Annotated in this window: 28 protein-coding genes and 1 tRNA gene; 16 read left to right on the forward strand and 13 right to left on the reverse strand. The window is 65.3% G+C overall.

The features are described from left to right. Window positions 1-22 precede the first annotated feature (22 nt). The 4 genes from VFV09_13915 (at window position 23) to VFV09_13930 (ending at window position 3,149) form a co-directional block, all read left to right on the forward strand. Window positions 23-1,045 (forward strand): glutamate ABC transporter substrate-binding protein, encoded by a 1,023-nt coding sequence (locus tag VFV09_13915; GenBank protein HEU4868805.1) that lies wholly within the window; start codon window positions 23-25, stop codon window positions 1,043-1,045. Between the two features lie 38 nt (window positions 1,046-1,083). Beyond that, a complete protein-coding gene (locus tag VFV09_13920) occupies window positions 1,084-1,728 on the forward strand; it encodes an amino acid ABC transporter permease (GenBank protein HEU4868806.1) in 645 nt (214 codons plus the stop codon). Between the two features lie 7 nt (window positions 1,729-1,735). Beyond that, complete coding sequence (locus tag VFV09_13925; GenBank protein HEU4868807.1) at window positions 1,736-2,617, forward strand: amino acid ABC transporter permease; 882 nt, start codon at window positions 1,736-1,738, stop codon at window positions 2,615-2,617. 85 nt (window positions 2,618-2,702) lie between these two features. Next, the gene (locus tag VFV09_13930; protein ID HEU4868808.1) at window positions 2,703-3,149 is read left to right on the forward strand and encodes a DoxX family protein; all 447 of its coding nucleotides are present in this window, start codon (window positions 2,703-2,705) and stop codon (window positions 3,147-3,149) included. On the opposite strand, the gene VFV09_13935 is transcribed toward VFV09_13930, so the two are convergent. The 3 genes from VFV09_13935 to VFV09_13945 are packed head-to-tail and all read right to left on the reverse strand — an operon-like array spanning window position 3,146 to window position 3,965. Further along, a complete protein-coding gene (locus VFV09_13935; protein HEU4868809.1) occupies window positions 3,146-3,352 on the reverse strand; it encodes a hypothetical protein in 207 nt (68 codons plus the stop codon). The genes VFV09_13930 and VFV09_13935 overlap by 4 nt on opposite strands. A gap of 29 nt (window positions 3,353-3,381) precedes the next feature. Beyond that, complete coding sequence (locus VFV09_13940) at window positions 3,382-3,588, reverse strand: DUF6186 family protein (GenBank protein HEU4868810.1); 207 nt, start codon at window positions 3,586-3,588, stop codon at window positions 3,382-3,384. Next, window positions 3,585-3,965 (reverse strand): hypothetical protein, encoded by a 381-nt coding sequence (locus VFV09_13945; GenBank protein ID HEU4868811.1) that lies wholly within the window; start codon window positions 3,963-3,965, stop codon window positions 3,585-3,587. Before VFV09_13945 ends, VFV09_13940 begins: the two co-directional genes overlap by 4 nt. Before the next feature lie 118 nt (window positions 3,966-4,083). Here VFV09_13945 and VFV09_13950 point away from each other — a divergent pair, with 118 nt between their 5' ends. The 3 genes from VFV09_13950 to VFV09_13960 are packed head-to-tail and all read left to right on the forward strand — an operon-like array spanning window position 4,084 to window position 6,507. Next, window positions 4,084-5,448 carry a hypothetical protein gene (locus tag VFV09_13950; GenBank protein HEU4868812.1) on the forward strand — a complete coding sequence of 455 codons (1,365 nt, stop codon included), beginning with the start codon at window positions 4,084-4,086 and terminating at the stop codon, window positions 5,446-5,448. A gap of 37 nt (window positions 5,449-5,485) precedes the next feature. Continuing rightward, complete coding sequence (locus VFV09_13955) at window positions 5,486-6,232, forward strand: PspA/IM30 family protein (protein HEU4868813.1); 747 nt, start codon at window positions 5,486-5,488, stop codon at window positions 6,230-6,232. Next, entirely contained in the window at window positions 6,229-6,507 is a 279-nt protein-coding gene (locus VFV09_13960; GenBank protein HEU4868814.1) for a hypothetical protein, read from the forward strand. Before VFV09_13955 ends, VFV09_13960 begins: the two co-directional genes overlap by 4 nt. Here VFV09_13960 and VFV09_13965 read toward each other — a convergent pair. The 5 genes from VFV09_13965 to VFV09_13985 form a co-directional block, all read right to left on the reverse strand. Continuing rightward, window positions 6,504-6,893, reverse strand: a complete 390-nt coding sequence (locus tag VFV09_13965; protein HEU4868815.1) for a VOC family protein — start codon at window positions 6,891-6,893, stop codon at window positions 6,504-6,506. The genes VFV09_13960 and VFV09_13965 overlap by 4 nt on opposite strands. Before the next feature lie 7 nt (window positions 6,894-6,900). Beyond that, window positions 6,901-7,041 carry a hypothetical protein gene (locus VFV09_13970; GenBank protein HEU4868816.1) on the reverse strand — a complete coding sequence of 47 codons (141 nt, stop codon included), beginning with the start codon at window positions 7,039-7,041 and terminating at the stop codon, window positions 6,901-6,903. Window positions 7,042-7,120: 79 nt separating this feature from the next. Next, window positions 7,121-8,074, reverse strand: coding sequence for a selenium metabolism-associated LysR family transcriptional regulator (locus VFV09_13975; protein ID HEU4868817.1), 954 nt, complete (start codon window positions 8,072-8,074; stop codon window positions 7,121-7,123). 112 nt (window positions 8,075-8,186) lie between these two features. Continuing rightward, window positions 8,187-8,384, reverse strand: a complete 198-nt coding sequence (locus VFV09_13980) for a DUF1059 domain-containing protein (GenBank protein HEU4868818.1) — start codon at window positions 8,382-8,384, stop codon at window positions 8,187-8,189. A gap of 85 nt (window positions 8,385-8,469) precedes the next feature. After that, window positions 8,470-9,129 (reverse strand): hypothetical protein, encoded by a 660-nt coding sequence (locus tag VFV09_13985; GenBank protein HEU4868819.1) that lies wholly within the window; start codon window positions 9,127-9,129, stop codon window positions 8,470-8,472. Between the two features lie 151 nt (window positions 9,130-9,280). Between VFV09_13985 and VFV09_13990 the strand changes: the two genes are divergently transcribed. Beyond that, on the forward strand, window positions 9,281-9,889 hold the full coding sequence (locus VFV09_13990) for a hypothetical protein (GenBank protein ID HEU4868820.1): 609 nt from the start codon (window positions 9,281-9,283) through the stop codon (window positions 9,887-9,889). Here the strand turns inward: VFV09_13990 and cpaB are convergent. Then, window positions 9,886-10,560: a Flp pilus assembly protein CpaB gene (cpaB, locus tag VFV09_13995; protein HEU4868821.1), complete on the reverse strand. Its 675-nt coding sequence runs from the start codon at window positions 10,558-10,560 to the stop codon at window positions 9,886-9,888. The two genes, VFV09_13990 and cpaB, sit on opposite strands and share 4 nt — an antisense overlap. Window positions 10,561-10,655: 95 nt before the next feature. Then, window positions 10,656-11,042 carry an FmdB family zinc ribbon protein gene (locus VFV09_14000; protein ID HEU4868822.1) on the reverse strand — a complete coding sequence of 129 codons (387 nt, stop codon included), beginning with the start codon at window positions 11,040-11,042 and terminating at the stop codon, window positions 10,656-10,658. Window positions 11,043-11,200: 158 nt separating this feature from the next. Between VFV09_14000 and VFV09_14005 the strand changes: the two genes are divergently transcribed. Genes VFV09_14005 through moaC form a run of 3 tightly spaced genes read left to right on the forward strand, consistent with a single transcriptional unit; the run spans window position 11,201 to window position 13,752 of the window. Then, on the forward strand, window positions 11,201-12,373 hold the full coding sequence (locus VFV09_14005; GenBank protein HEU4868823.1) for a sensor domain-containing diguanylate cyclase: 1,173 nt from the start codon (window positions 11,201-11,203) through the stop codon (window positions 12,371-12,373). Window positions 12,374-12,389: 16 nt separating this feature from the next. Continuing rightward, window positions 12,390-13,268: a UTP--glucose-1-phosphate uridylyltransferase gene (locus tag VFV09_14010; protein HEU4868824.1), complete on the forward strand. Its 879-nt coding sequence runs from the start codon at window positions 12,390-12,392 to the stop codon at window positions 13,266-13,268. Further along, on the forward strand, window positions 13,261-13,752 hold the full coding sequence (gene moaC, locus VFV09_14015; GenBank protein HEU4868825.1) for a cyclic pyranopterin monophosphate synthase MoaC: 492 nt from the start codon (window positions 13,261-13,263) through the stop codon (window positions 13,750-13,752). The genes VFV09_14010 and moaC overlap by 8 nt, the downstream gene beginning before the upstream one ends. On the opposite strand, the gene VFV09_14020 is transcribed toward moaC, so the two are convergent. Genes VFV09_14020 through VFV09_14030 form a run of 3 tightly spaced genes read right to left on the reverse strand, consistent with a single transcriptional unit; the run spans window position 13,753 to window position 15,610 of the window. Beyond that, complete coding sequence (locus VFV09_14020; protein HEU4868826.1) at window positions 13,753-13,908, reverse strand: DUF4177 domain-containing protein; 156 nt, start codon at window positions 13,906-13,908, stop codon at window positions 13,753-13,755. It lies immediately after the preceding gene. 18 nt (window positions 13,909-13,926) lie between these two features. After that, window positions 13,927-14,124 (reverse strand): hypothetical protein, encoded by a 198-nt coding sequence (locus VFV09_14025; protein ID HEU4868827.1) that lies wholly within the window; start codon window positions 14,122-14,124, stop codon window positions 13,927-13,929. A gap of 22 nt (window positions 14,125-14,146) precedes the next feature. After that, window positions 14,147-15,610 (reverse strand): leucyl aminopeptidase, encoded by a 1,464-nt coding sequence (locus VFV09_14030; protein ID HEU4868828.1) that lies wholly within the window; start codon window positions 15,608-15,610, stop codon window positions 14,147-14,149. Between the two features lie 538 nt (window positions 15,611-16,148). On the opposite strand from VFV09_14030, the gene VFV09_14035 reads away from it, so the two are divergent. From VFV09_14035 to VFV09_14055, 5 genes are all read left to right on the forward strand, one after another. Then, window positions 16,149-16,649 (forward strand): hypothetical protein, encoded by a 501-nt coding sequence (locus VFV09_14035; GenBank protein HEU4868829.1) that lies wholly within the window; start codon window positions 16,149-16,151, stop codon window positions 16,647-16,649. A gap of 29 nt (window positions 16,650-16,678) precedes the next feature. After that, the gene (locus VFV09_14040; protein HEU4868830.1) at window positions 16,679-17,305 is read left to right on the forward strand and encodes a haloacid dehalogenase; all 627 of its coding nucleotides are present in this window, start codon (window positions 16,679-16,681) and stop codon (window positions 17,303-17,305) included. Between the two features lie 23 nt (window positions 17,306-17,328). Continuing rightward, a tRNA-Ala gene (locus tag VFV09_14045) sits at window positions 17,329-17,404 on the forward strand. A gap of 14 nt (window positions 17,405-17,418) precedes the next feature. Next, complete coding sequence (locus VFV09_14050) at window positions 17,419-18,246, forward strand: SDR family NAD(P)-dependent oxidoreductase (protein ID HEU4868831.1); 828 nt, start codon at window positions 17,419-17,421, stop codon at window positions 18,244-18,246. Continuing rightward, window positions 18,246-18,457 (forward strand): DinB family protein (locus VFV09_14055; protein HEU4868832.1); only part of this gene is annotated, 212 nt, incomplete at its 3' end. The genes VFV09_14050 and VFV09_14055, both read left to right, overlap by 1 nt.

Consider the following 18,457-nt stretch of genomic DNA (forward strand, 5'->3'; position numbering starts at 1 on the left):
CACTAGTTCAGGAGGAGAACGTATGAGCAGGACAAAAGCAGTACTTCTTTCGATGGTTGCATGCCTCGGCCTTTTGGCCGGCGCCTGCGCCTCGGACGACCCCGCCGTCGAAGAGACGAGCGGTTCCGGAACCGAAGTCGCCGAGGCCCCGGAGTTCGACGAGGGCACCACGATGGCGGCCATCCAGGAGCGCGGCACCATCAACGTCGGCACCAAGTTCGACCAGCCGCTGTTCGGCCAGAAGAACCCCGTCAACGACGAGATCGAAGGATTCGACGTAGAGATCGCCAAGATCGTGGCCCAGGCCATCTTCGGCGGCAGCCTGGAGGATGCAGGCGAGAAGATCAACTTCATCGAAACCGTTTCGGCGGTCCGTGAGGCTGAGATTCAGAAGGGCAGCGTCGACATGATCGTCGCCACCTACACCATCAACGACGCCCGTAAGAACCTCGTGGACTTTGCCGGCCCCTACTTCATCGCCGGCCAGGACATCATGGTTATGAAGGACAACAACGACATCAAGAGCGTCACCGACCTGAACGGCAAGAAGGTCTGCTCGGTCCAGGGATCCACGTCCCTGAAGAACGTGCAGGCTCAGGCGCCCCAGTCCGACACCTCGATCTCGTTCGAGCGCTACACCGACTGCGCCGAGGCGATGAAGGCAGGACGGGTCGACGCAGTGACCACCGACAACGTGATCCTGCTGGGCCTGGTGAGGGACAACCCCGACGACTTCAAGGTCGTCGAGGAGACTTTCACCTCCGAGCCCTACGGCATCGGCCTGAAGAAGGGCGACCAGGCGTTCCGCGACTTCCTGAACGACACCCTCGAGGAGGCCTACGAGAGCGGCGAGTGGGAAGAGGCGTTCGAACGCACGGTAGGAGAGGCCGGAGTCGACGCACCGGAGCCGCCCGCCGTGGACCGCTACACGTCGACCGGAACCGCCTCGCCGGCGCCGACCCCGACGGTGACCGCCACGACCTCAGCATCACCGTCGCCGACGGCAACTGCAACTGCTTCGCCTTCGGCTTCACCCACCACCTAAACCAGCCGAGGAGAGCCCCAAGCAGAACCGGTCGATAGATGGAGGTTCTCCTCGACAACCTGGATTCGTTTGGTTCGGGAATCCGGTTAACGATCGCCCTGGCCCTGACGAGCTTCGCCGGGGCCCTGGTGATTGGTCTGGTGGTTGCAGCGTTTCGTGTGAGCCCCGTGCCGCCCCTTCGGGCGGCCGGGGCTTTCTACGTGGAAACCGTCCGCAACATCCCGCCGCTCGTGCTGCTCCTGGTGTTCTACTTCGGCTTCCCGGACATCGGCATCGTCTACTCGGAGTTCGTCTCGGCGGTTCTGATCTTTTCGCTGTACACCGGCGCCTTTGTGGGCGAAGCGATCCGCGCCGGCATCAACACGGTCGCCCGGGGACAGGCGGAGGCCTCCCGCGCGATCGGCCTCACCTTCAGCCAGACCCTGGTTCTGGTGGTGATGCCGCAGGCCCTTCGGTCGGTGGTGCCGCCCCTGGGCAACCTGTTCATCGCTCTCGTAAAAAACACCTCGTTAGCCTCGGTGATCTCTGTCGCCGAGCTGACCTTCATCAGCAAACGGCTCATCACAAGCACCGCGCAGGGGCTGTTGGTGTTTCTCGGCACTGCAATCGCCTACCTGCTCCTGACGCTTCCGGCCGGATGGATCGTGGGCCGGATCGAGAAGAGGTCGGCGATCAAACGATGAGGATCCCGTGGTAGCCCCCGCGCTCGGCGACGTCCTCGGCCCCCGCGGCCGGCGGCGGGCCCAAATGGCCTCGGTAGCGGCGTTGATCGCGATCGGCCTGGTCTTGTTCGCAGCCCTGAAGCGGTTTGCCGACGCCGGCGAACTCGCCTGGGCGAAGTGGGAGCCCCTCACCCAGCGTGAGGTTCTCGGTTTCTTCGGCGGAGGCCTGGTGCAGACCCTGCAGAGCGCGGCAATCTCGTTGATCCTGGCCTGCTTTTTCGGCATGGTGCTGGCGCTGGGCAGGCTTTCCCCGATCCTGCTGATTCGGACCGTGACCCGTGCCTACATCGAGTTCTTCCGGGGGTTCCCGCTGATTCTTCTGATCGTCTTCTCGTTCTTCGGCCTGCCCGAGCTGGGAATTGAGCTGACGCGGTTCGCTTCGGTCTGCCTGGCGCTGGTTCTGTACAACTCGGCGGTGCTCGGTGAGATCTTCCGGGCCGGGATCCTGTCGCTGGACCGGGGCCAGACCGAGGCGGCCGAGGCAATCGGCCTTCGCCGGGGCCAGTCGATGAGGCTGGTGATCCTGCCGCAGTCCATCCGGCGGATGACCCCCACCATCGTCAGCCAGTTCGTAACGCTCCTGAAGGACACCTCGTTGGGGTTCGTCATCGGCTACGAGGAGTTGCTGAGAACCGGGCAGATCGCCGGGGTCTTCTACAAGAACGAACTGCAGGCCCTGATAGTCGTGGCTCTGATGTTCCTCGTGGTCAACTTTGCGCTGAGCCGCATCGCCCGGCGCCTGGAGATCCGGCAGCGCCGGCGCTACAAGGCGGACCCGATCGACGTCGCCGCCGGCCCGGAGGACCTGGTCGGGGTGGGCCTGGCGGCGACCAGGGCTCCGAACGATTAGAAACTCCTAAGTTTTGGCTGACCCCCCTCGGCAACCCCAAATCGCGGGACTAGGGTCGAAGCACACTCTTCGGAAGGGAGATCGCATGCGCTTCGCACAGCCCGCATTTCTCACCCGTTCGGCGCCCTACGCCGGAACCGTTCTAAGGATCGCCATGGGCATCGTCTTCATCGCCCACGGCATGCCGAAGTTCGACGATGTCGACGGCTTCGGCGGTTTTCTCACCTCACTCAACGTCCCCCTGCCCGAGCTGATGAAGTGGGTGGTGCCGCTCCTGGAGGTCGGCGGAGGCATCCTGCTGATCCTGGGCCTGGCCACACGTCTGGTTGCCGTCCTCTTTGCACTCGAAATGGTCGGCACGATCCTGCTGGTGAAGATGGACGCCGGGCTTATCGGTGAAGGCGGAACGGGGGCCGAGATTGACCTGATGCTCCTGGCGGGCGCTATCGCCCTGGTGCTCATGGGGCCGGGCGCGGCTGCGGTGGACCGGATGATCGGGCTGGAGCCGAGGCTGGTAAACCTCCCCGGTTAGACCTTGACGCCTCTGCGGTTCTTGGAGACAACCACCAGGATGGCTATCGCGAAGGCGATCGACACCACTGCCAGGATGCTGTGTACCGCTTTGAAGGCGGTGGAGGTGCTCGAATCCTCCACGATGTTCCAGATGCGGGTGATCCAGACGTAGAACGTCCACAGGGCGGCGGCCCTCAGGACGATTGCTTGGTTTCGGGTCATGCGATCATCCTAAACGCGCCCCGGAAGAACTAACCCCAGTTGGCCCTGACGAAGAAGTGCCACCCGGCCCATATCCACGCGGCCAGGAGCAGCCACCGTCCGGTCAGGCTGCGGTTGACAGTGGCGACAGCCTCGCCCAGCGTCGGAAGCTTGCCGGTCAGCCGGGCTGCCAGCTCCAAGCCGGCGGCGGCGAGCGCCAGCACCACGTACCCGGCAACGATCAGCTCCCGGCTCACCGGCGGGCGATCCCAAAGCCTGCCGCCATCCAGCCGGCAAACGCCAGCGTACGCACGACGTGGCTGTCGAAGACCTGGTTGGCCAGCGAGCTGAGGGTGGGGTGGCCGATCCGGGGCAGCTGCACGAAGGCGGCCAGCTCCCACGCCCCGGCGGCTGCAAACAGAACCAGCCACCACACGACGCCGGCAGCCGGCGGCGCTGGATCCTTTCGGTTCCGGGCTCCGAAGAAGACGACCAGGGCTCCGGTCAGAAGGGTCACGACCAGAGCCGGGTGGGTGAACGGCCTGAGGGTAGTCGCCCACCAGGCGTAGGCGCCGGCGGCGGGCACAACGAGCCACCGGACCCGTTGCGACCCGTGCTCACCGGTCTGGTTCACCGGTTCAGTTTGCACCGGCCGGAGTAACTCGGCGCAGGCGGGGAACCATAAAGGGGCCGGGGGTCGGTTTGACCCGATGAGCCTTAGACTGGAGTTACCTACCGGAAGGATGTGCATCGTGCCCCGAAGCTTCGGACGGTTCCTTCTCCTCGCAGCGGCTGTCGGCTGCCTTATGGCTCTCCAGGTGGGTATCTCCTGGGGTCAGACCGCCACAACCGACGTGGCCGACCGCGTCATAGAGGCGCTGCGCCAGGACCCGGTCTTCGTCGACCCCGGCGCCTCGGGTGAGCTATCCGATTCAGAGGCCGACGAACTTCGCGAGCAGATTGAGCAGGCCGACGCCGGTCCCATCTACATCGCCGTGCTCCCCGAAAGCGCCCGCAACCAGGCCGGAGGCAGCACCGAGGCCCTGTTGACCCAGATCGCCGAGAACATGGGCGAACGCGGGACCTACGTGGTCATCGCCGGGACCGAGCTCAGGGCGGGCAGCACCGAGTTCGAGCGCGGAGTGATACCCGGCATCGCCAACGACGCGGTTCAGCAAAACCGGGGCAACGGGGCGGCTGCAGTGCTCAGCGACTTCGTCGCCGGCGTGGGCGAAGCCGCAAGCGGCGGTTCTTCCGGAGGCCAGGACGGGGGCGGCGGCTTCGGCGTTGTCCCACTCGCCCTGCTGGCGGTCGGCGGTGGCGCGGTCGCCTACAACATGAGCAAGAAGAAGAAGCAAAGGGCGGCCGAGGAACGCCGTCAGCTGGAGGAGGTAAAAGCGGTGGCCATGGAGGACCTGGTCGCTCTGGGCGACGACCTGAGAGCCCTCGACCTGCAGGTCGAGATGCCGGATGCCGACCCCAGGGCCAAGCAGGAGTACGTGACCGCACTCGGCCACTACGAGACGGCCACCCGCAACCTGGACCGGGCGCAGCGCCCGCAGGATCTTCAGCAGGTCACCGAGGCGCTGACCGAGGGCCGCTACGCGATCGACGCTTCGGAGGCCCGCCTTCAGGGACGCGAGCCGGCCCCCCGCAGGGCACTGTGCTTCTTCGACCCCCGGCACGGCCCGTCGGTCGAGGACGTCATGTGGTCCCCGGACCACGGCGCCCCCCGAGAGGTTCCCGCCTGCGAGGCGGACGCCAGGCTCGTCAAGCAGGGTCAGTCGCCGCACTCCCGTGAAGTCACGGTCGCCGGGCAGCGTATGCCCTACTGGGACGCACCCGCCTACTACGGCCCGTGGGCCGGAGGCTACTTCGGCGGGTTCGGCGGAGGCGGCCTGCTCCAGGGCCTTCTGATCGGCCAGATGCTCGGCGGGTTCGGAGGCTGGGGCGGCGGTTACCACTCCGGCTGGGATGGAGGCGGCGGTGACGGCGGAGGTGGTGACGGAGGTTTCGGCGACTTCGGCGGAGGAGGCTTCGGCGGTTTCGGCGGAGGCGACTTCGGGGGAGGCGGAGGTTTCGGCGACTTCGGCGGGGGCGACTTCGGCGGCGACTAGGACCCACATCCAAGCGGGACGATCGGAGGCAATATAGATGGGAATTTCGCGTCGTATATCGACAATATTCAAGGCCAAAGCGAGCAAGGCACTCGACCGGGCGGAGGACCCCCGGGAGACGCTGGACTACTCCTACGAACGCCAGCTGGAGCTGCTGCAGAAGGTGAGGCGCGGCCTATCCGACGTCGCCACCTCCCGCAAGCGGGTCGAGCTGCAGGCCCAGGCGCTGAGGGAGTCCGGCGAGAAGCTGGAGTCACAGGCCAAGCAGGCGCTCGGCCAGAACCGGGAGGACCTGGCGAAGGAGGCCATCGCTCGGCGGGCGGGCATCCTCAGCCAGCTGACCGAGCTCAAGGCCCAGCACGACCAGTTGAAGGCCGAGGAGGAGAAGCTTTCCGAAGCCTCCCGCCGGCTGCAGACCAAGGTCGACGCGTTCCGCATCAAGAAGGAGACCATCAAGGCCACCTACACGGCCGCCGAGGCCTCGACCCGCATCAACGAGGCCGTCACTGGGATCTCCGAGGAGATGGGCGACGTGGGCATGGCGATGCAGCGTGCGCAGGACCGCACCGAGCAGATGCGAGCCCGGGCCGGCGCCCTGGACGAGATGATCAACTCGGGTGCGCTCGAGGACCTGTCGGCGCCGTCCGACCCGATCCAGGCTCAGCTCGACAGCTACAACAAGACGACCGGCGTGGAGCTTGAGCTCGACCGCCTGAAGCAGGAGCTCGGCTACGAGCAGGCCCCGGCCATTGAGTCCAAGACCGCAGCGGAGGGATCGAATTGATTCTTCGAGTGTTCGGAGTCGGGCAGTTCGAGGTCCCCGACGAGGCGATGGCGGAACTCAACGAGCTGGACGACGCCCTGACCGGGCCGGTCGAGCAGCACGACGAGGAGGCGCTTCACGCAGGCCTGGAGAAGGTCCTCGAGGCGGTCAAACGCCTGGGCACGCCGGTTGCGGACGACTTCCTGGGACCCTCCGACCTCCTGCTGCCGGGTCCCGACTCCACAGTCGACGAGATCCGCGAGCTGTTGAGCGAAGAAGGTCTTATCCCGGACTAGGCTTTTCCGGGCCTCTCGGCGATCGAGTCGGGCGGCGCCTCGAACAGCTCGACCAGGTTGCCCGCCGGGTCCCTCACGAAACAGCGGCGGGCGCCCCACGACTTTCGAGCGTCCCGGCGGTCGACCCCGGCTTCGGAGAGGCGCTCGAGGACTGCGTCGTACATGTCGCCTACGTCGATTGCCATGTGGGCGGGCCCCGGCTCGGCGTCGCCGACTATCAGGTGGACCTGGGTGCCGTCGAATCCCAGCCAGCAGCCCGGGGTGTCGGCCGCCAGCATCGGGGGCCGGACCAAGGGGACGCCGCCGAGCAGCTCGTAGAAGGCCTGCCCGGCGGCGATGTCGTCCTCGGATGGGACGGTGACCGTAACGTGGTGAATGCGTGCCACTTGGTCCCTAAAGGAACAGGCCCAGAGCAATGAACAGCAGCCCCAGCGTCACCAGGTTCAGGCTACCCAGCGAGATGGTAAGCAGTGCGAGCAGGAAACAAACTGCAGCGATACCGAACATGATCTTGTTGATGCCTACGTTCTTCATGGTTGGTTTCCCCCGGTCCTTCCGCCATTGATATGCGCAATCTACCCTCCGGCGGCCTTTGGGCGGCGGAGCCCGGACGCTAGGAGGACTTCGGCGGCTTGAACTTCAGTTTCTTCAGCTCGGCGGCAACCTCTTTGGAGCTGAGAAAGCTCAATAGGGCATCTACCGAGTTGCGCCTGGTGCGGCCCCTCTCCACCGCCAGGTAGAGGGTCCGCTGGGCCTTCAGTCCCGGAACGTTCAGAACCCTCAACTCACCGTCGCCGGTGGTTTCGCCTGGCTCCAGCGCAAAGGTCGAGATGAACGACAGGCCCACGTTGGCCTTGACCGCACGCTTGACCGACTCGGTGGTCCCGAGCTCCAGCACCACCCCGAGCCGTTCCGGGTCGAGCCCCACTGCCGCCATCGCCTCACTTACCATGGTCCGGGTCCCCGAGCCGCGCTCCCGCAGGACCCAGGGGTGGAAGATCAGGTCGTCGCGGTGGATCGACTTCTTCTGGTGCAGCTCGTTCTGGGCCGAAGCGATCAAAACCAGCTCGTCGGTGGCGAACGGGATCAGCTCCAGCCGGTCGACCGCGACCGCGGCCCCGATCACCGCCATGTCGACCCGGCGGAGCAGAAGCTGGTCGGCGATGTGGGCGGTGTCCCCCACCTGGACGCACACCCGGACGGCCGGGTACTTCTCGCAGTAGGGGCTGAGGATCTTCGGCAGCAGGAACTCCCCGGGCACGGTGCTGGCTCCGATGTTCAACCGCCCGGCCGGCAGGGTCCCGAAGGTGGACATCGACTCCTCGAGACGCTCGGCCACGGTCGAGAGCTCGCCGGCATGCTGGTAGAGCTGCTCGCCTGCAGCGGTGGGAATCCAGGAACGGCCCGAACGCACGATCAGCTTCGTACCGAAGTGGTCCTCGAGGGTCCGGATCTGGGCGCTGATGGCCGGCTGGGTCACTCCCAGGCGTTTTGCCGCGGCGGAGAAGCTGCCCTCGTCGACCAGCTTCACGAAGCCCCGGAGGGCCGGGATGGTAAGTGGGGCCAAGGGTTAACTCCGTCCGTTATCCACGCCTGACGATGCGCCGCCTATCGTACCTCCCGCCCTCAGCCGGACGCGAAAGAGGCCCCCTCCCCAGGGGCCTCTGCGCAGATCCGGGCTAGGCCTGCTGGAGGCCGCTGTTCTGCTCTGCCGTCTTGATGAGGTAGCGAACGATGGTCTGGGTGGGGGTCTTCACGTTGTGGACGTTCACCAGGTGACTTGCTAGCTGGCGTGCCAGGTCCGTCTTGTCCGAAGCAGTGGTCTTGAAGCCGCAGGTGTCGGCGCCTACTGATGCGCAGCTGTACTTGAGTGCCATGTGAACCCCCTTAGGACTGAATTCCGGAGTTTCACTTTACCACCTTAGATTTATAGATGCAATAAGAATTGCTTATAGTCAGCGTTTAGAAATCCGGGAATCGACCCCTCTTGACTCTCAAGGTGAGGCGTCTAGTAGCAGGGTCAACACCGGCCTCAGAAATCGTCGCAAGGGCAAACTCGCCGTTCCTTTTAGCTCGAAAGGCGCTGGGCAGCTCGCTTGCCCTCTCGAACGATCCGTCGTCAGCCCACCTTTCGAGCGACAGACGAGTCAGCTCGACAACTTCGTCCGAAGAACCTCGCACCATCCAGGATCGAGACATCTCCGGGTACTCGGAAGGTTCCTGGAATGTGGCGCCGGACTCGACGGCTTCCCGGGGCGGCTCAAACGCTTCTATCGCCGCCATCTCCGGCCCCAAGTCGTAGAGCGGAGGTGTGAGCACAGCCTCTCCACCAAGGCATGCGAGCAACGCCGCAACAGCAAGGAAGATGGAAAACCTGTGATCGTCCCTGGTTTCTGCGCTCAGGAATAGAAGGGCCGCCAAGGAACTCACCAGGGCCGCTAAACCTATCGCTGCGAGACGCCTCCCAATGTCTCCCACGAATCGCTGAGATTCGGTCGCGATTGAGTCGACATCCTGGAGCATCAAGTTGAATCCCTGGATCGCAACACCAAAGCTGACCGTCAGGGCGACAAAACCGAGAGTCGCCAATGTCCGCTTTCCATCGAAGCGCTTTAGTGCCACGCGTCGCGACCTCTCCACTCGCTTAAAGGCGTTTCGGAGCTGTTGTTAAGATGGGAAACACCACCCATCGAGCGGGGTAGACGCCACGAAATCACTTTCACCTCTTATATCTTGCGGCCGCGCCGCGGCGATGCGAGCCATTGCCCTGCTTATGCTTCTGGTGGTTCTCGGAGCCTGCAGCAGCGGCAACGTCCAGGACACGCCGAGCAAGGCGTCCGGATTCAAGGCGCTGACCAGCACCGACGGCGCACTGCAGTTCCAGGTCCCCGAACACTGGGCAGCCTCCGAGCTGAACCCGGACGCCGCGGTCCAGGCCCGCGACCCGGACACCGAAGCGTACGGGATGGTTATCGAGGACCCCCGCAAGCCGCTGAAGGACTACACCCTGGAGCGGTTCGCCGACGTGCAGATGGAGCAACTGGTTACCCGTCTCGGGCTGGCCAGTCTGTCGGCGCCCAAGAAGGTCCAGGTCGACGGCAAGGACGCCGTCCAGTACCAGCTCAAGGGTTTCTTCGACCAGATCGAGGTGGTCTACCTCTTCACCTTCGCCGAGACGCCCGACCGCTTCCTGAAGGTGGTCACCTGGAGCCTCGCCTCGGAGTTCGAGGACAACAAGGAGGTCCTCGAACAGGTCGCCGCCAGCGTCAGGGAGCTGAAGGGCCTGCCGTCACCGACGCCCGAGCCGAGCAACACCACCGACCCGGCGGTCGTGCCGACCCAGCAGGGACCGGGCGCCTTCGACCGGGACCCGAACGCCTAACCGGCGTTCGGCGCCAGCACCAGGGCGATCTTTCCCAGCGCCTCAGATTGGGCCAAGGCCTCCGACTGTTCCGGGGTTAGCAGCAGTGTGATGCCGCCCTTCCCGCCCCCCACTCCGAGCTGCGAAGCCACGCCCGATGAGCTCTTGGACCCTCCGACCGACGCCACCTTGGCGGCCTTGATGACGGTCACGGTCTCGGCGTTGCCGCCCTCCCGGGCGAAGGTCGCCAGGACGTCGACCCGGTCCCCGGCCTTGGGCGCCAGAGCCAGGCCGTCCAGGGTGTCGGGACTGAGCGAATAAGCGCGCATGCCGTCGGGGACCACCGACGACGATCCGCCGTCGCTTCCGAGCCGGCGGGAGGTGACCGGCTCCCCCTCCAGGATCGGCACCGCCGCCACCCGGCCGACGGCCGCCTCCGAGCTGCTCAGGGCCTCTTCGGGCAGGTACCTTTCGGGGAAGCTCTCGATCTCCAGCATCGCCGCCGTGACCACCACCCCCGAGTCGATGTCGGTGGCCGCCACCACCATCGGGACCATCCGGCCGGAGAGCGGAATTTGGGCCCTCAGATACGACAGGTAGGAGTAGACGGCCAGCGCGGTGACTAACGCAGCCAGCATGGCGAGCAGGCTCCAACGCGAGGTCCTGCGGCGGTTGAGTACAAGAGTGGTCATCCCGGCCCCCTTCGAGATCGACGCGGATCAAGGTCAGGGGAAGTGCGGGGAAGTGCCTGAAATCCTAGTGGAGCGAAAAACCGCTGAAAAGACCCTTAAGCGGACTTTTCCACTGCCTTCTTAGTCGAGGACCCGGAGTCCTTGGAGCCGGAGCCTGAGTCGGACTTCTTCGAGTCGGTCTTGGTTTCCGACGTGGTCTCGGACTTGGAGTCGGAGGACGGCTCGCTCTTGGCGTCCTTGGAGTCCTTGGCCTCTTTCGCCTCGCCCTTGGCGTCCTGCTTGCCGGCGCGGGACATCGGCTGGCTGGCCCGCCGGTCCGTGGAGTAGAAGCCGGAGCCCTTGAACTGTATGCCCACCGGGAAGATCACCTTGCGCAGCTTGCCTCCGCACACCTCGCACGTGGTGAGGGAAGGCTCGGTGAACGACTGGACAACCTCTTTGCGGTCGCCGCATTCGGTACACAGGTATTCGTAAGTAGGCAAGGGAGATTCCTGATTCTCGTGGAGGTAACTGCTGTTCAATAGTATGTCAGAGCCTTGAGTAGCCGAGCGACGTAATCTAGTCGGACTGTTGTCCGCTCCAGGAGCTCCTTCACGCTATGACCACGTCGATGGTTCACCGCCGGTAGAGGGGCTTGCCAATGTCCGAAGTCGACCCGTCGATCGAACTCAAAAAACTCGCCGACGACGCCGAGGCAATTGCTGCCGGCCTTTACGACCGGGAGATCGACGCACCGGCCTCAGGCGACCTCCGCCGGCTGGCGGGCGCACTGGACCAGATCTCCGCCACGATGAAGGCGCAGATCGTCCAGCTCCGGGAGTACAACGAGGCCCTGGCCCGGGCCCACACCCGGTTCGGGGAGGCCCTCCGGGCGACCCACAACCTTGACCGGATGCTCGAGATCGCCCTCGAAACCGGCATGGAGACCATCGGCGCCCGCAGCGGCCTGCTGATGCTCCGCAAGGGCTCGGGAACCCTGATGACCGGCGTCACCCGCAACCTCGATACCCCCGGGTTCAAGCTGGAGGTCGGCCAGGGGATCTCGGGGCACGTCGCCTCCACCGGCACGCCGATCCTGTTGCCCGGCTCCGCCGACCCGCCGGAGCGCCACGCAAGCGAGCCCGAGGTCCACACCCAGCTGTCCGTGCCGCTGATCTCCCACGACCGGGTCCTGGCGGTGCTGAACTTCTACGACAAGGCGCAGGGCAACTTCACCGAAGCCGACCTGCGGACGATCCTGTCGCTCACCGACCAGGCCGGCGTGGCCATAGAGAACGTCCTGCTCCACCAGGAGGCGGAGCGGATGGCGATCATGGACGGCAAAACCGGCATCTGGAACCACCGGTGGTTCCAGATCCAGTTCGCCCGAGAGATCGACCGGGCACAGCGCTTCGGCCGCCCCTTCTCGCTGATCATCCTGGACATCGACGACTTCCGGAAGTTCAACAACACCTACGGCCACCAGATCGGGGACTTCGTGCTGATCGAGCTGGCCCAGCGGGTGAGGTCGACCATCCGTGACGTCGACATGTTCGCCCGCTACGGGGGCGAGGAGTTCGAGCTGCTGCTCTCCGAGACCGACGAGGCCGGTGGGTTGAACGCCGCCGAGAAGCTGCGGCAGGTGATCGCAGGATCCCCGTTCATTACGGAGATGACCCCCGACCCCCTGTCGGTGACGATCTCCGCCGGCGTCGCCTCCTACCCCTCCGGCGGCACCGACTTCGCCTCGATATTCAAGGCCGCCGACCTGGCCCTGCTGCAAGCCAAAGCCCAGGGCAAAAACCGGGTCGTCGCCCATAACCCGGAGCAATAGCGGGTACCATCGACCTATGCCCGTCCAGACAGCCATCATCCCCGCGGCCGGAATGGGCACCCGGTTCCTCCCCGCCTCCAAGGTGGTTCCCAAAGAGCTGGTGACGGTGGTGGACAAGCCGGTTATCCAGTACGCCGTCGAGGAGCTGGTACGCGCCGGGATCACCAACATCTGCATCGTCACCTCCGAGGGCAAGGAGGCGGTAAGCCACCATTTTCACTCCAACGCCAAACTCGAAAGCGCCCTGAAGGACAAGGCGAAGCACGATCTGTTGGAGGAGATCCAGCAGCTGAACAACCTGGCTCACATCTTCTCGGTCACCCAGGACGAGCCGCTCGGGCTGGGCCACGCAGTCTGGGTCGCCCGGGAGCACGTCCACGACGACGCCTTCGTGGTCCTGCTGCCCGACGAGCTCCTCGACCCGGGGGACAACTTCCTGTCCGACATGATCGCCACCTACGAGCAGACGGGAAAAAGCGTGATCGCGGTCGACGAGGTCCCCCACGAAACCATCGGCTCCTACGGCTCCATCGACCCCGAACCCTCGGACACCGATGCGATGAAGGTGCTGGCCCTGGTCGAGAAGCCGGACCCCTCGGTTGCACCGTCCGACCTGGCGCTGATCGGCCGCTACGTCCTGGACCCGCAGGTCATGGACATCCTGGAGCACGTAAAGCCGGGCGCCGGCGGAGAGATCCAGCTGACCGACGCCCTCGAGGTCATGGCCGGCGAAGGCCGGCTGATGGCCCGGCGCTACCGGGGCCGCCGGTGGGACGCCGGGACCAAGCAGGGATACCTGCAGGCAACCGCCGCCCTGGCCTTCGAGCACCCGGAGCTCGGCCCGGCGTTCCGGGAGTACCTGGCGGAGATCCAGGCGCTTTCCAGCCATGTCTGATCCCGAAGCCAAGCTCTCCCACGTCGACGCCGAGGGCAAGGCGACGATGGTCGACGTCTCGGAGAAGAGCACAACCGTTAGGGAGGCCACAGCAACGGCTTTTGTCGCGATGAACCCCGAAACCGTCGCCACCGTGCGCGGCGGGAGTTTGAAGAAGGGCGACGAGACCGCCGTGCTGGGCGTCGCCCGGGTGGCGGGAATCATGGCGGCCAAGAAGACGTCCGAGCTGATTCCGCTGTGCCACCCGCTTGCCCTGACCGGGATCAAGGTGGACCTCACGCTCGAAGATGCGGGCGTCCGAATCGTGACCGAAGTCAAGACCGCGGACCGGACGGGCGTGGAAATGGAGGCGTTGACCGCCGCCGCCGTGGCGGCGCTGACGATCTACGACATGTGCAAGGCGGTCGACAAGGGGATCCGCATCACCAACGTCGAGCTGGTCAACAAGGTCGGCGGCAAAAGCGGGGGCTGGTCCCGCGAGTAGCTACTCCTTCGGGCGCTTGAAGTAAGCGACCACACCGCCCACGTCGGGCGGGGTGAACACCGAAACCAGCTCCCAGCCGTCCTCACCCCAGTTGTCGAGGATCTCCTTGGCCACATGGGGGATGACCGGCACGGACGCGTACTCCCACTTCGTCATTCGATGTCCTTTCTGCTGCTAGCTGATGAGGGGCGGGCCTTCATCGATCTCGGTGTCGTAGGTCTGATCTGAAACGTACAACCAATAGCCCTTCTGGGGCACGGTCCCGGTCACCGAGCTGGGTTCCGGGCCGGTCGAGTCGCCGGGGACTACGGTCGCCCCGCGCCTTACCAGCTCGTCGACGATGTCCTGGGTGGGGTGTCCGTCAATCTCCATGAGGCCCTCCAGACGTTGGGAATCATCCGGCCCGGCTGGTGATCCAGTCGAGCAGGAGGCGGGTGCCGTAGCCGGTCGCTCCGGCGGACAGGTAGTGCTCCGGTTTGTCTACCCAGGCCGGTCCTGCGATATCCAGGTGGGCCCAGGGGGTCTCGCCCACGAAGTCCTTCAGGAACAGGCCGGCGGTGATTGCGCCTCCCTGCCGGATCCCGGAGATGTTCTTGATGTCGGCCACCGTGCTCTTCATCAGCTTGCGGTAGTCCTCGACCAGCGGCATCTCCCACAGCGGCTCGCCGGTGCGCTTCGACGCCTCCAGCAGCTGGCCGCTCAGCTCCGGGCGATTTGAGAGGACACCGGCCACCCGGGTACCCAGGGCAACCGCCATCGCTCCGGTAAGGGTTGCGATGTTCACCATGGCATCGGGTTTTTGCTCGGACATCCAGGCGAGTGCGTCGGCCAGCACGAGGCGGCCCTCGGCGTCGGTGTTCAGCACCTCGGAAGTGTGTCCACCGTAGTGGCGGATGACGTCGCCCGGCTTCACCGCGTTTCCGCCGGGCATATTCTCGGCCAGCGCGACAGCCGCTACCACCTTGATCTTCGGGGCCAGAGCCGGGAGGGCCGTCATAGCGGCAATCACCGCGGCGCCGCCGGAGCAGTCCATCTTCATGGTCTCCATGCCCTCACCACTCTTGATCGACAGGCCGCCGGAGTCGAAGGTGATGCCCTTGCCGATCAGGCCGACGAAACCCTTGGCACCCCGGGGCTCGTAGGTGAGGATCAGCAGGCGGGGCGGGGAGTCGCTCCCCCTGCCCACGGTGAGGATCCCGTTCATGCCCAGCTTGGCCAGTGCCGCCTCGTCGAGGATCTTGACCTTGAGACCGGCCTTGGACGCCCGCTCTTTCGCCTGCTCGGCCACCACCTCGGGCCCTCGGCCGCTCGGGGGCTCGTTGACCAGGTCCCGGGCCCAGAGGGCGGCTTCGCAGTAGGTCTCCGCCAGCTTCAGCTCCGCTTTGGTCGCGCCGCTGACCACCAGCCTCTCGGAGGCTTTGGGCTGCTTCGACAGGTAGCGCCCAAAGCTGTAGGAGCCGAGTTGAAATCCCTCTGCGGCGGCTCGAGCTCCACCCTGGACACCACCGCCTATGTCGAGGACGACCGATGCGAATCCACCGGAGTTCCGTGCCGCCACACCCGCCGCCCGGCGAACCGCCTCCGCGTCGACCCGGCCGGCGTCGCCCAGTCCGACGACCATCACCGCCTTGGACGAGATCCGGCCGAAGGTCGGAAAGGTGACGACGTTTCCCGGGGAGCCGTCGAAGACCCCACTGCCGCCGGAGACCTGCGTGAGGTGCGCCAGGAGGGCGCCGTGCAGGGCGGCGTCGACCTCGGCCGCGGCGTCCCGGAGAACGATCCCCTCGGCCGCTGCAACCACCAGCAGGTCCGCTTCTGCGGCAACCGCTGAGGAGTTTCCGGGCTTCATGGCGAGCATTGATGTCCCCCGATCGACGTGCGTAGAAGTGTTCCGAGTCTATCCCCGGTCCGGAATCGGGCCTTCCGTGAAGATTGTTTCGCGAGGTCGAAAGTTTTGTTCGCGATCTCGCCGGTTGGCACTTTCGAAACGCCGGGCGGGATTGATAAGGTTCGTCAGCGCTTCCCCGCAGGAACCTTTCACCGCCACTTCCCCCTGGCGAGAGGCTACAGATGCGGCATCGGAGCACCCTCTATACACAACTGAGCGTTGCCCCAACCAAACCTCGGAATCATCCGGTCTCACGTCTGCCCCACTCGCCTACCGCAGCTAAATTACACGGATGTAGTTTTTTCTTCACTCAAAACACAAATACCGCGGTAGAAATCCGTGAACCACAACATGTGCAGTGTTATTTTCCCGCTAATCGCAGATGTTGTGTACGAGCACGGACTGAGGTTGCGCCATGACTGGGGTACTCGTAGCTCTACTTGCTGTTCTCTGGGCGGTCGTTCTACTGCCGGTGCTGCTTAAAGCCAAAGAAAACTCGTCGGTTTCGGTGAGCGTTGGCACTTTCAACCGCAGCATGCGCGCCCTGAGCTCCAACCACGAGGCCCCCAACATGGGCGGCCGCTGGGTGCTGACGCCGCGCAACCCGCTGGAAGAGACGGTCACGGCTCAAACCGAGGTCATCTTCATGCGGCGGCGCATCTTCTGCGGCATGCTCGCCGCACTCGCCTTCAGCCTTCCCGCCGGCTTGGTCCCGGGGCTCCGGTTCATGCTCTGGGTCAGCGGGGCGCTGTTCCTCGGCCTCGCCGGCTTCGCCGCCTTTTTGATCAACGAGAAGAACAAGAAGCCCTACCGGCCCGCGGTGCCGCAGGAACGCCAGGAGCGCTTCCGGCCGGTCGACGACATCCCGACGGTCCTTCGGATTGAGCCCACCCCTCCGGTTCGGGTTCTCCACAACGGGATCCGCCCGGTCTACCTGATCTCCGACGAGGTCCTGGCCGACGACGACGGTTTGAGCGAACTGGGCTGGGCGCAGGCCGGCCGGTACTAGCCTCTTCCCCGCTGGTCCATAATCCAGGTATGAACCTGGACTCCATCAGCAGCACCCTTCGCAGCAATCTCGACGCCAAGAACGACTCCCGGGAACAGGGCCTGCCCCTGTGCCGCAAGACCATCCGGCTGTCGGCCAACTCCATCCGGGCGACCCACCGCGGGGACGGCGAGGAGGCGCAACGCCTACTTGCCGAAGGCCGCAGGCTTCTGGACCAGGCGGCGGCGGCCATGACCGACCACCCCGACGTGCACCACGCCGGCTTCTTCCACGACGCCTCCAAGGAGCACGCCGAGGCCCGCCTGACCTACGCGCTGGTCTTCGATCAGCCGCTGCCCGGTCCGGAGGAGGTCGGGGTTGAGGCGGCGGCTTATCTGAACGGGATGGGCGAGGCCATCGGCGAGCTGCGCCGGCACATCCTGGACCTGCTGCGGCGGGGAGACCTGCAGCGGGCGGAGACGCTCATGAACGCCATGGACGAGATCTACTACCTGCTCAGCACCATGGACTACCCCGACGCCATGACCGGGGGTCTCAGGCGGACCACCGATGTGGCCCGCTCGATCATCGAGCGGACCCGGGGCGACCTGTCCACGACGATCATCCAGCAGGGGTTGATCACCGCTCTCGGCGAAGGCAGGCGCGACCCCGCCTGACCCCCGGCTACAATTGGCCTTCTGGGGCCGTAGCTCAGTCGGTAGAGCGCTGCGTTCGCAATGCAGAGGCCAGGGGTTCGAATCCCCTCGGCTCCACCACATTTTGACAATTGATGACCGAAGCTAGAACCATCGTCCTCACCGGAGCCTCCAGCGGCATCGGCCGAGTGGCCGCGATCGCCCTGGCCGAACAGGGCGCCCGGGTCGCGGTGGTCGGGCGGAACCCGGAACGCACGGAGGCGGTGGCCGAACTGACCGGCTGCGGACCCTACATCTGCGACTTCGACGTGCTCGACGATGTTCATCGGCTTGCCGCCACCCTCCTCGCCGAGCACCCACGGATCGATGTTCTGGCGAACAATGCCGGAGGCGTGGTAGCCCGGCGCGAGCTCACGGTGGACGGCTTCGAGCGCACCCTTCAGTCCAATTACCTTTCCCCGTATCTGCTGACCCGGCTGCTGTTGCCCCGGCTTGCGGAGAGCGGTGGGCGGGTTGTCTCCACCTCGAGCGTCGCCAACCGGTACGGCCGGGTGGTACTCGACGACCTCAACTGGTCAAAGCGGCGCTGGATGTTCGGCTGGTTCGCCTACTCGACCGCCAAGCTGATGACGAACCTGTTCATCCGTGAGCTGGCGAAGCGGTCGACGGTCCCCGCCTACTCCTTCCACCCGGGCTTCGTCCGGAGCGACTTCGGCTCGGGGTGGGAGCCGATGCGTCTGACCAAACTGATGACCAAGGGCAACTACGGCATCAGCAGCGAAAAGGGCGCAGAACCGCTGGTCCACCTCGCCGGGTCGGACGCCATCGATCAGCCCAGCGGCACCTACTTCCACCGAATGAAGGCATTCGGCATGCAAGCCCGCCAGGCGAGCGACGAGCAACTGGCCGAGGCGCTCTGGGATCGCACCTCCGGGCTGGTCGGCCTCCCCCAAGGTCCGTAATGCGAAAGACTCTCCTGCAGCAGCTGGAGATCCCCTGGATGCTGGCCACCGAATACTATTTCCCAGCCCTGACCGATGAGCTCATCCATTGGAAGCCCTCCTCCAACGCCGTCGGCCTGACAATGCGGGACGGTGCGGCCTTCCCCGAGTGGCCCGACGAGCAGAACCAACTCCCTGACACCACCGCAGGGTGGTTGCTGTGGCACATGGA

The organism is Actinomycetota bacterium, from assembly GCA_035759705.1.
Lineage (GTDB): Bacteria > Actinomycetota > CADDZG01 > JAHWKV01 > JAHWKV01 > JAJCYE01.

Bases quoted from the DNA above. Each gene is read 5' to 3' on its own strand.
- VFV09_13935 (HEU4868809.1), bottom strand. From the start codon at position 3,352: ATGACCCGAAACCAAGCAATCGTCCTGAGGGCCGCCGCCCTGTGGACG.
- cpaB (HEU4868821.1), bottom strand. From the start codon at position 10,560: ATGACCACTCTTGTACTCAACCGCCGCAGGACCTCGCGTTGGAGCCTG.
- VFV09_14030 (HEU4868828.1), bottom strand. From the start codon at position 15,610: ATGCTCGCCATGAAGCCCGGAAACTCCTCAGCGGTTGCCGCAGAAGCG.
- VFV09_14010 (HEU4868824.1), top strand. From the start codon at position 12,390: ATGCCCGTCCAGACAGCCATCATCCCCGCGGCCGGAATGGGCACCCGG.
- VFV09_14040 (HEU4868830.1), top strand. From the start codon at position 16,679: ATGAACCTGGACTCCATCAGCAGCACCCTTCGCAGCAATCTCGACGCC.
- VFV09_14025 (HEU4868827.1), bottom strand. From the start codon at position 14,124: ATGGAGATTGACGGACACCCCACCCAGGACATCGTCGACGAGCTGGTA.
- VFV09_13955 (HEU4868813.1), top strand. From the start codon at position 5,486: ATGGGAATTTCGCGTCGTATATCGACAATATTCAAGGCCAAAGCGAGC.
- VFV09_13970 (HEU4868816.1), bottom strand. From the start codon at position 7,041: ATGAAGAACGTAGGCATCAACAAGATCATGTTCGGTATCGCTGCAGTT.
- VFV09_13990 (HEU4868820.1), top strand. From the start codon at position 9,281: ATGCTTCTGGTGGTTCTCGGAGCCTGCAGCAGCGGCAACGTCCAGGAC.
- moaC (HEU4868825.1), top strand. From the start codon at position 13,261: ATGTCTGATCCCGAAGCCAAGCTCTCCCACGTCGACGCCGAGGGCAAG.
- VFV09_13915 (HEU4868805.1), top strand. From the start codon at position 23: ATGAGCAGGACAAAAGCAGTACTTCTTTCGATGGTTGCATGCCTCGGC.
- VFV09_13980 (HEU4868818.1), bottom strand. From the start codon at position 8,384: ATGGCACTCAAGTACAGCTGCGCATCAGTAGGCGCCGACACCTGCGGC.
- VFV09_14005 (HEU4868823.1), top strand. From the start codon at position 11,201: ATGTCCGAAGTCGACCCGTCGATCGAACTCAAAAAACTCGCCGACGAC.
- VFV09_13930 (HEU4868808.1), top strand. From the start codon at position 2,703: ATGCGCTTCGCACAGCCCGCATTTCTCACCCGTTCGGCGCCCTACGCC.
- VFV09_14020 (HEU4868826.1), bottom strand. From the start codon at position 13,908: ATGACGAAGTGGGAGTACGCGTCCGTGCCGGTCATCCCCCATGTGGCC.
- VFV09_14050 (HEU4868831.1), top strand. From the start codon at position 17,419: ATGACCGAAGCTAGAACCATCGTCCTCACCGGAGCCTCCAGCGGCATC.
- VFV09_13920 (HEU4868806.1), top strand. From the start codon at position 1,084: ATGGAGGTTCTCCTCGACAACCTGGATTCGTTTGGTTCGGGAATCCGG.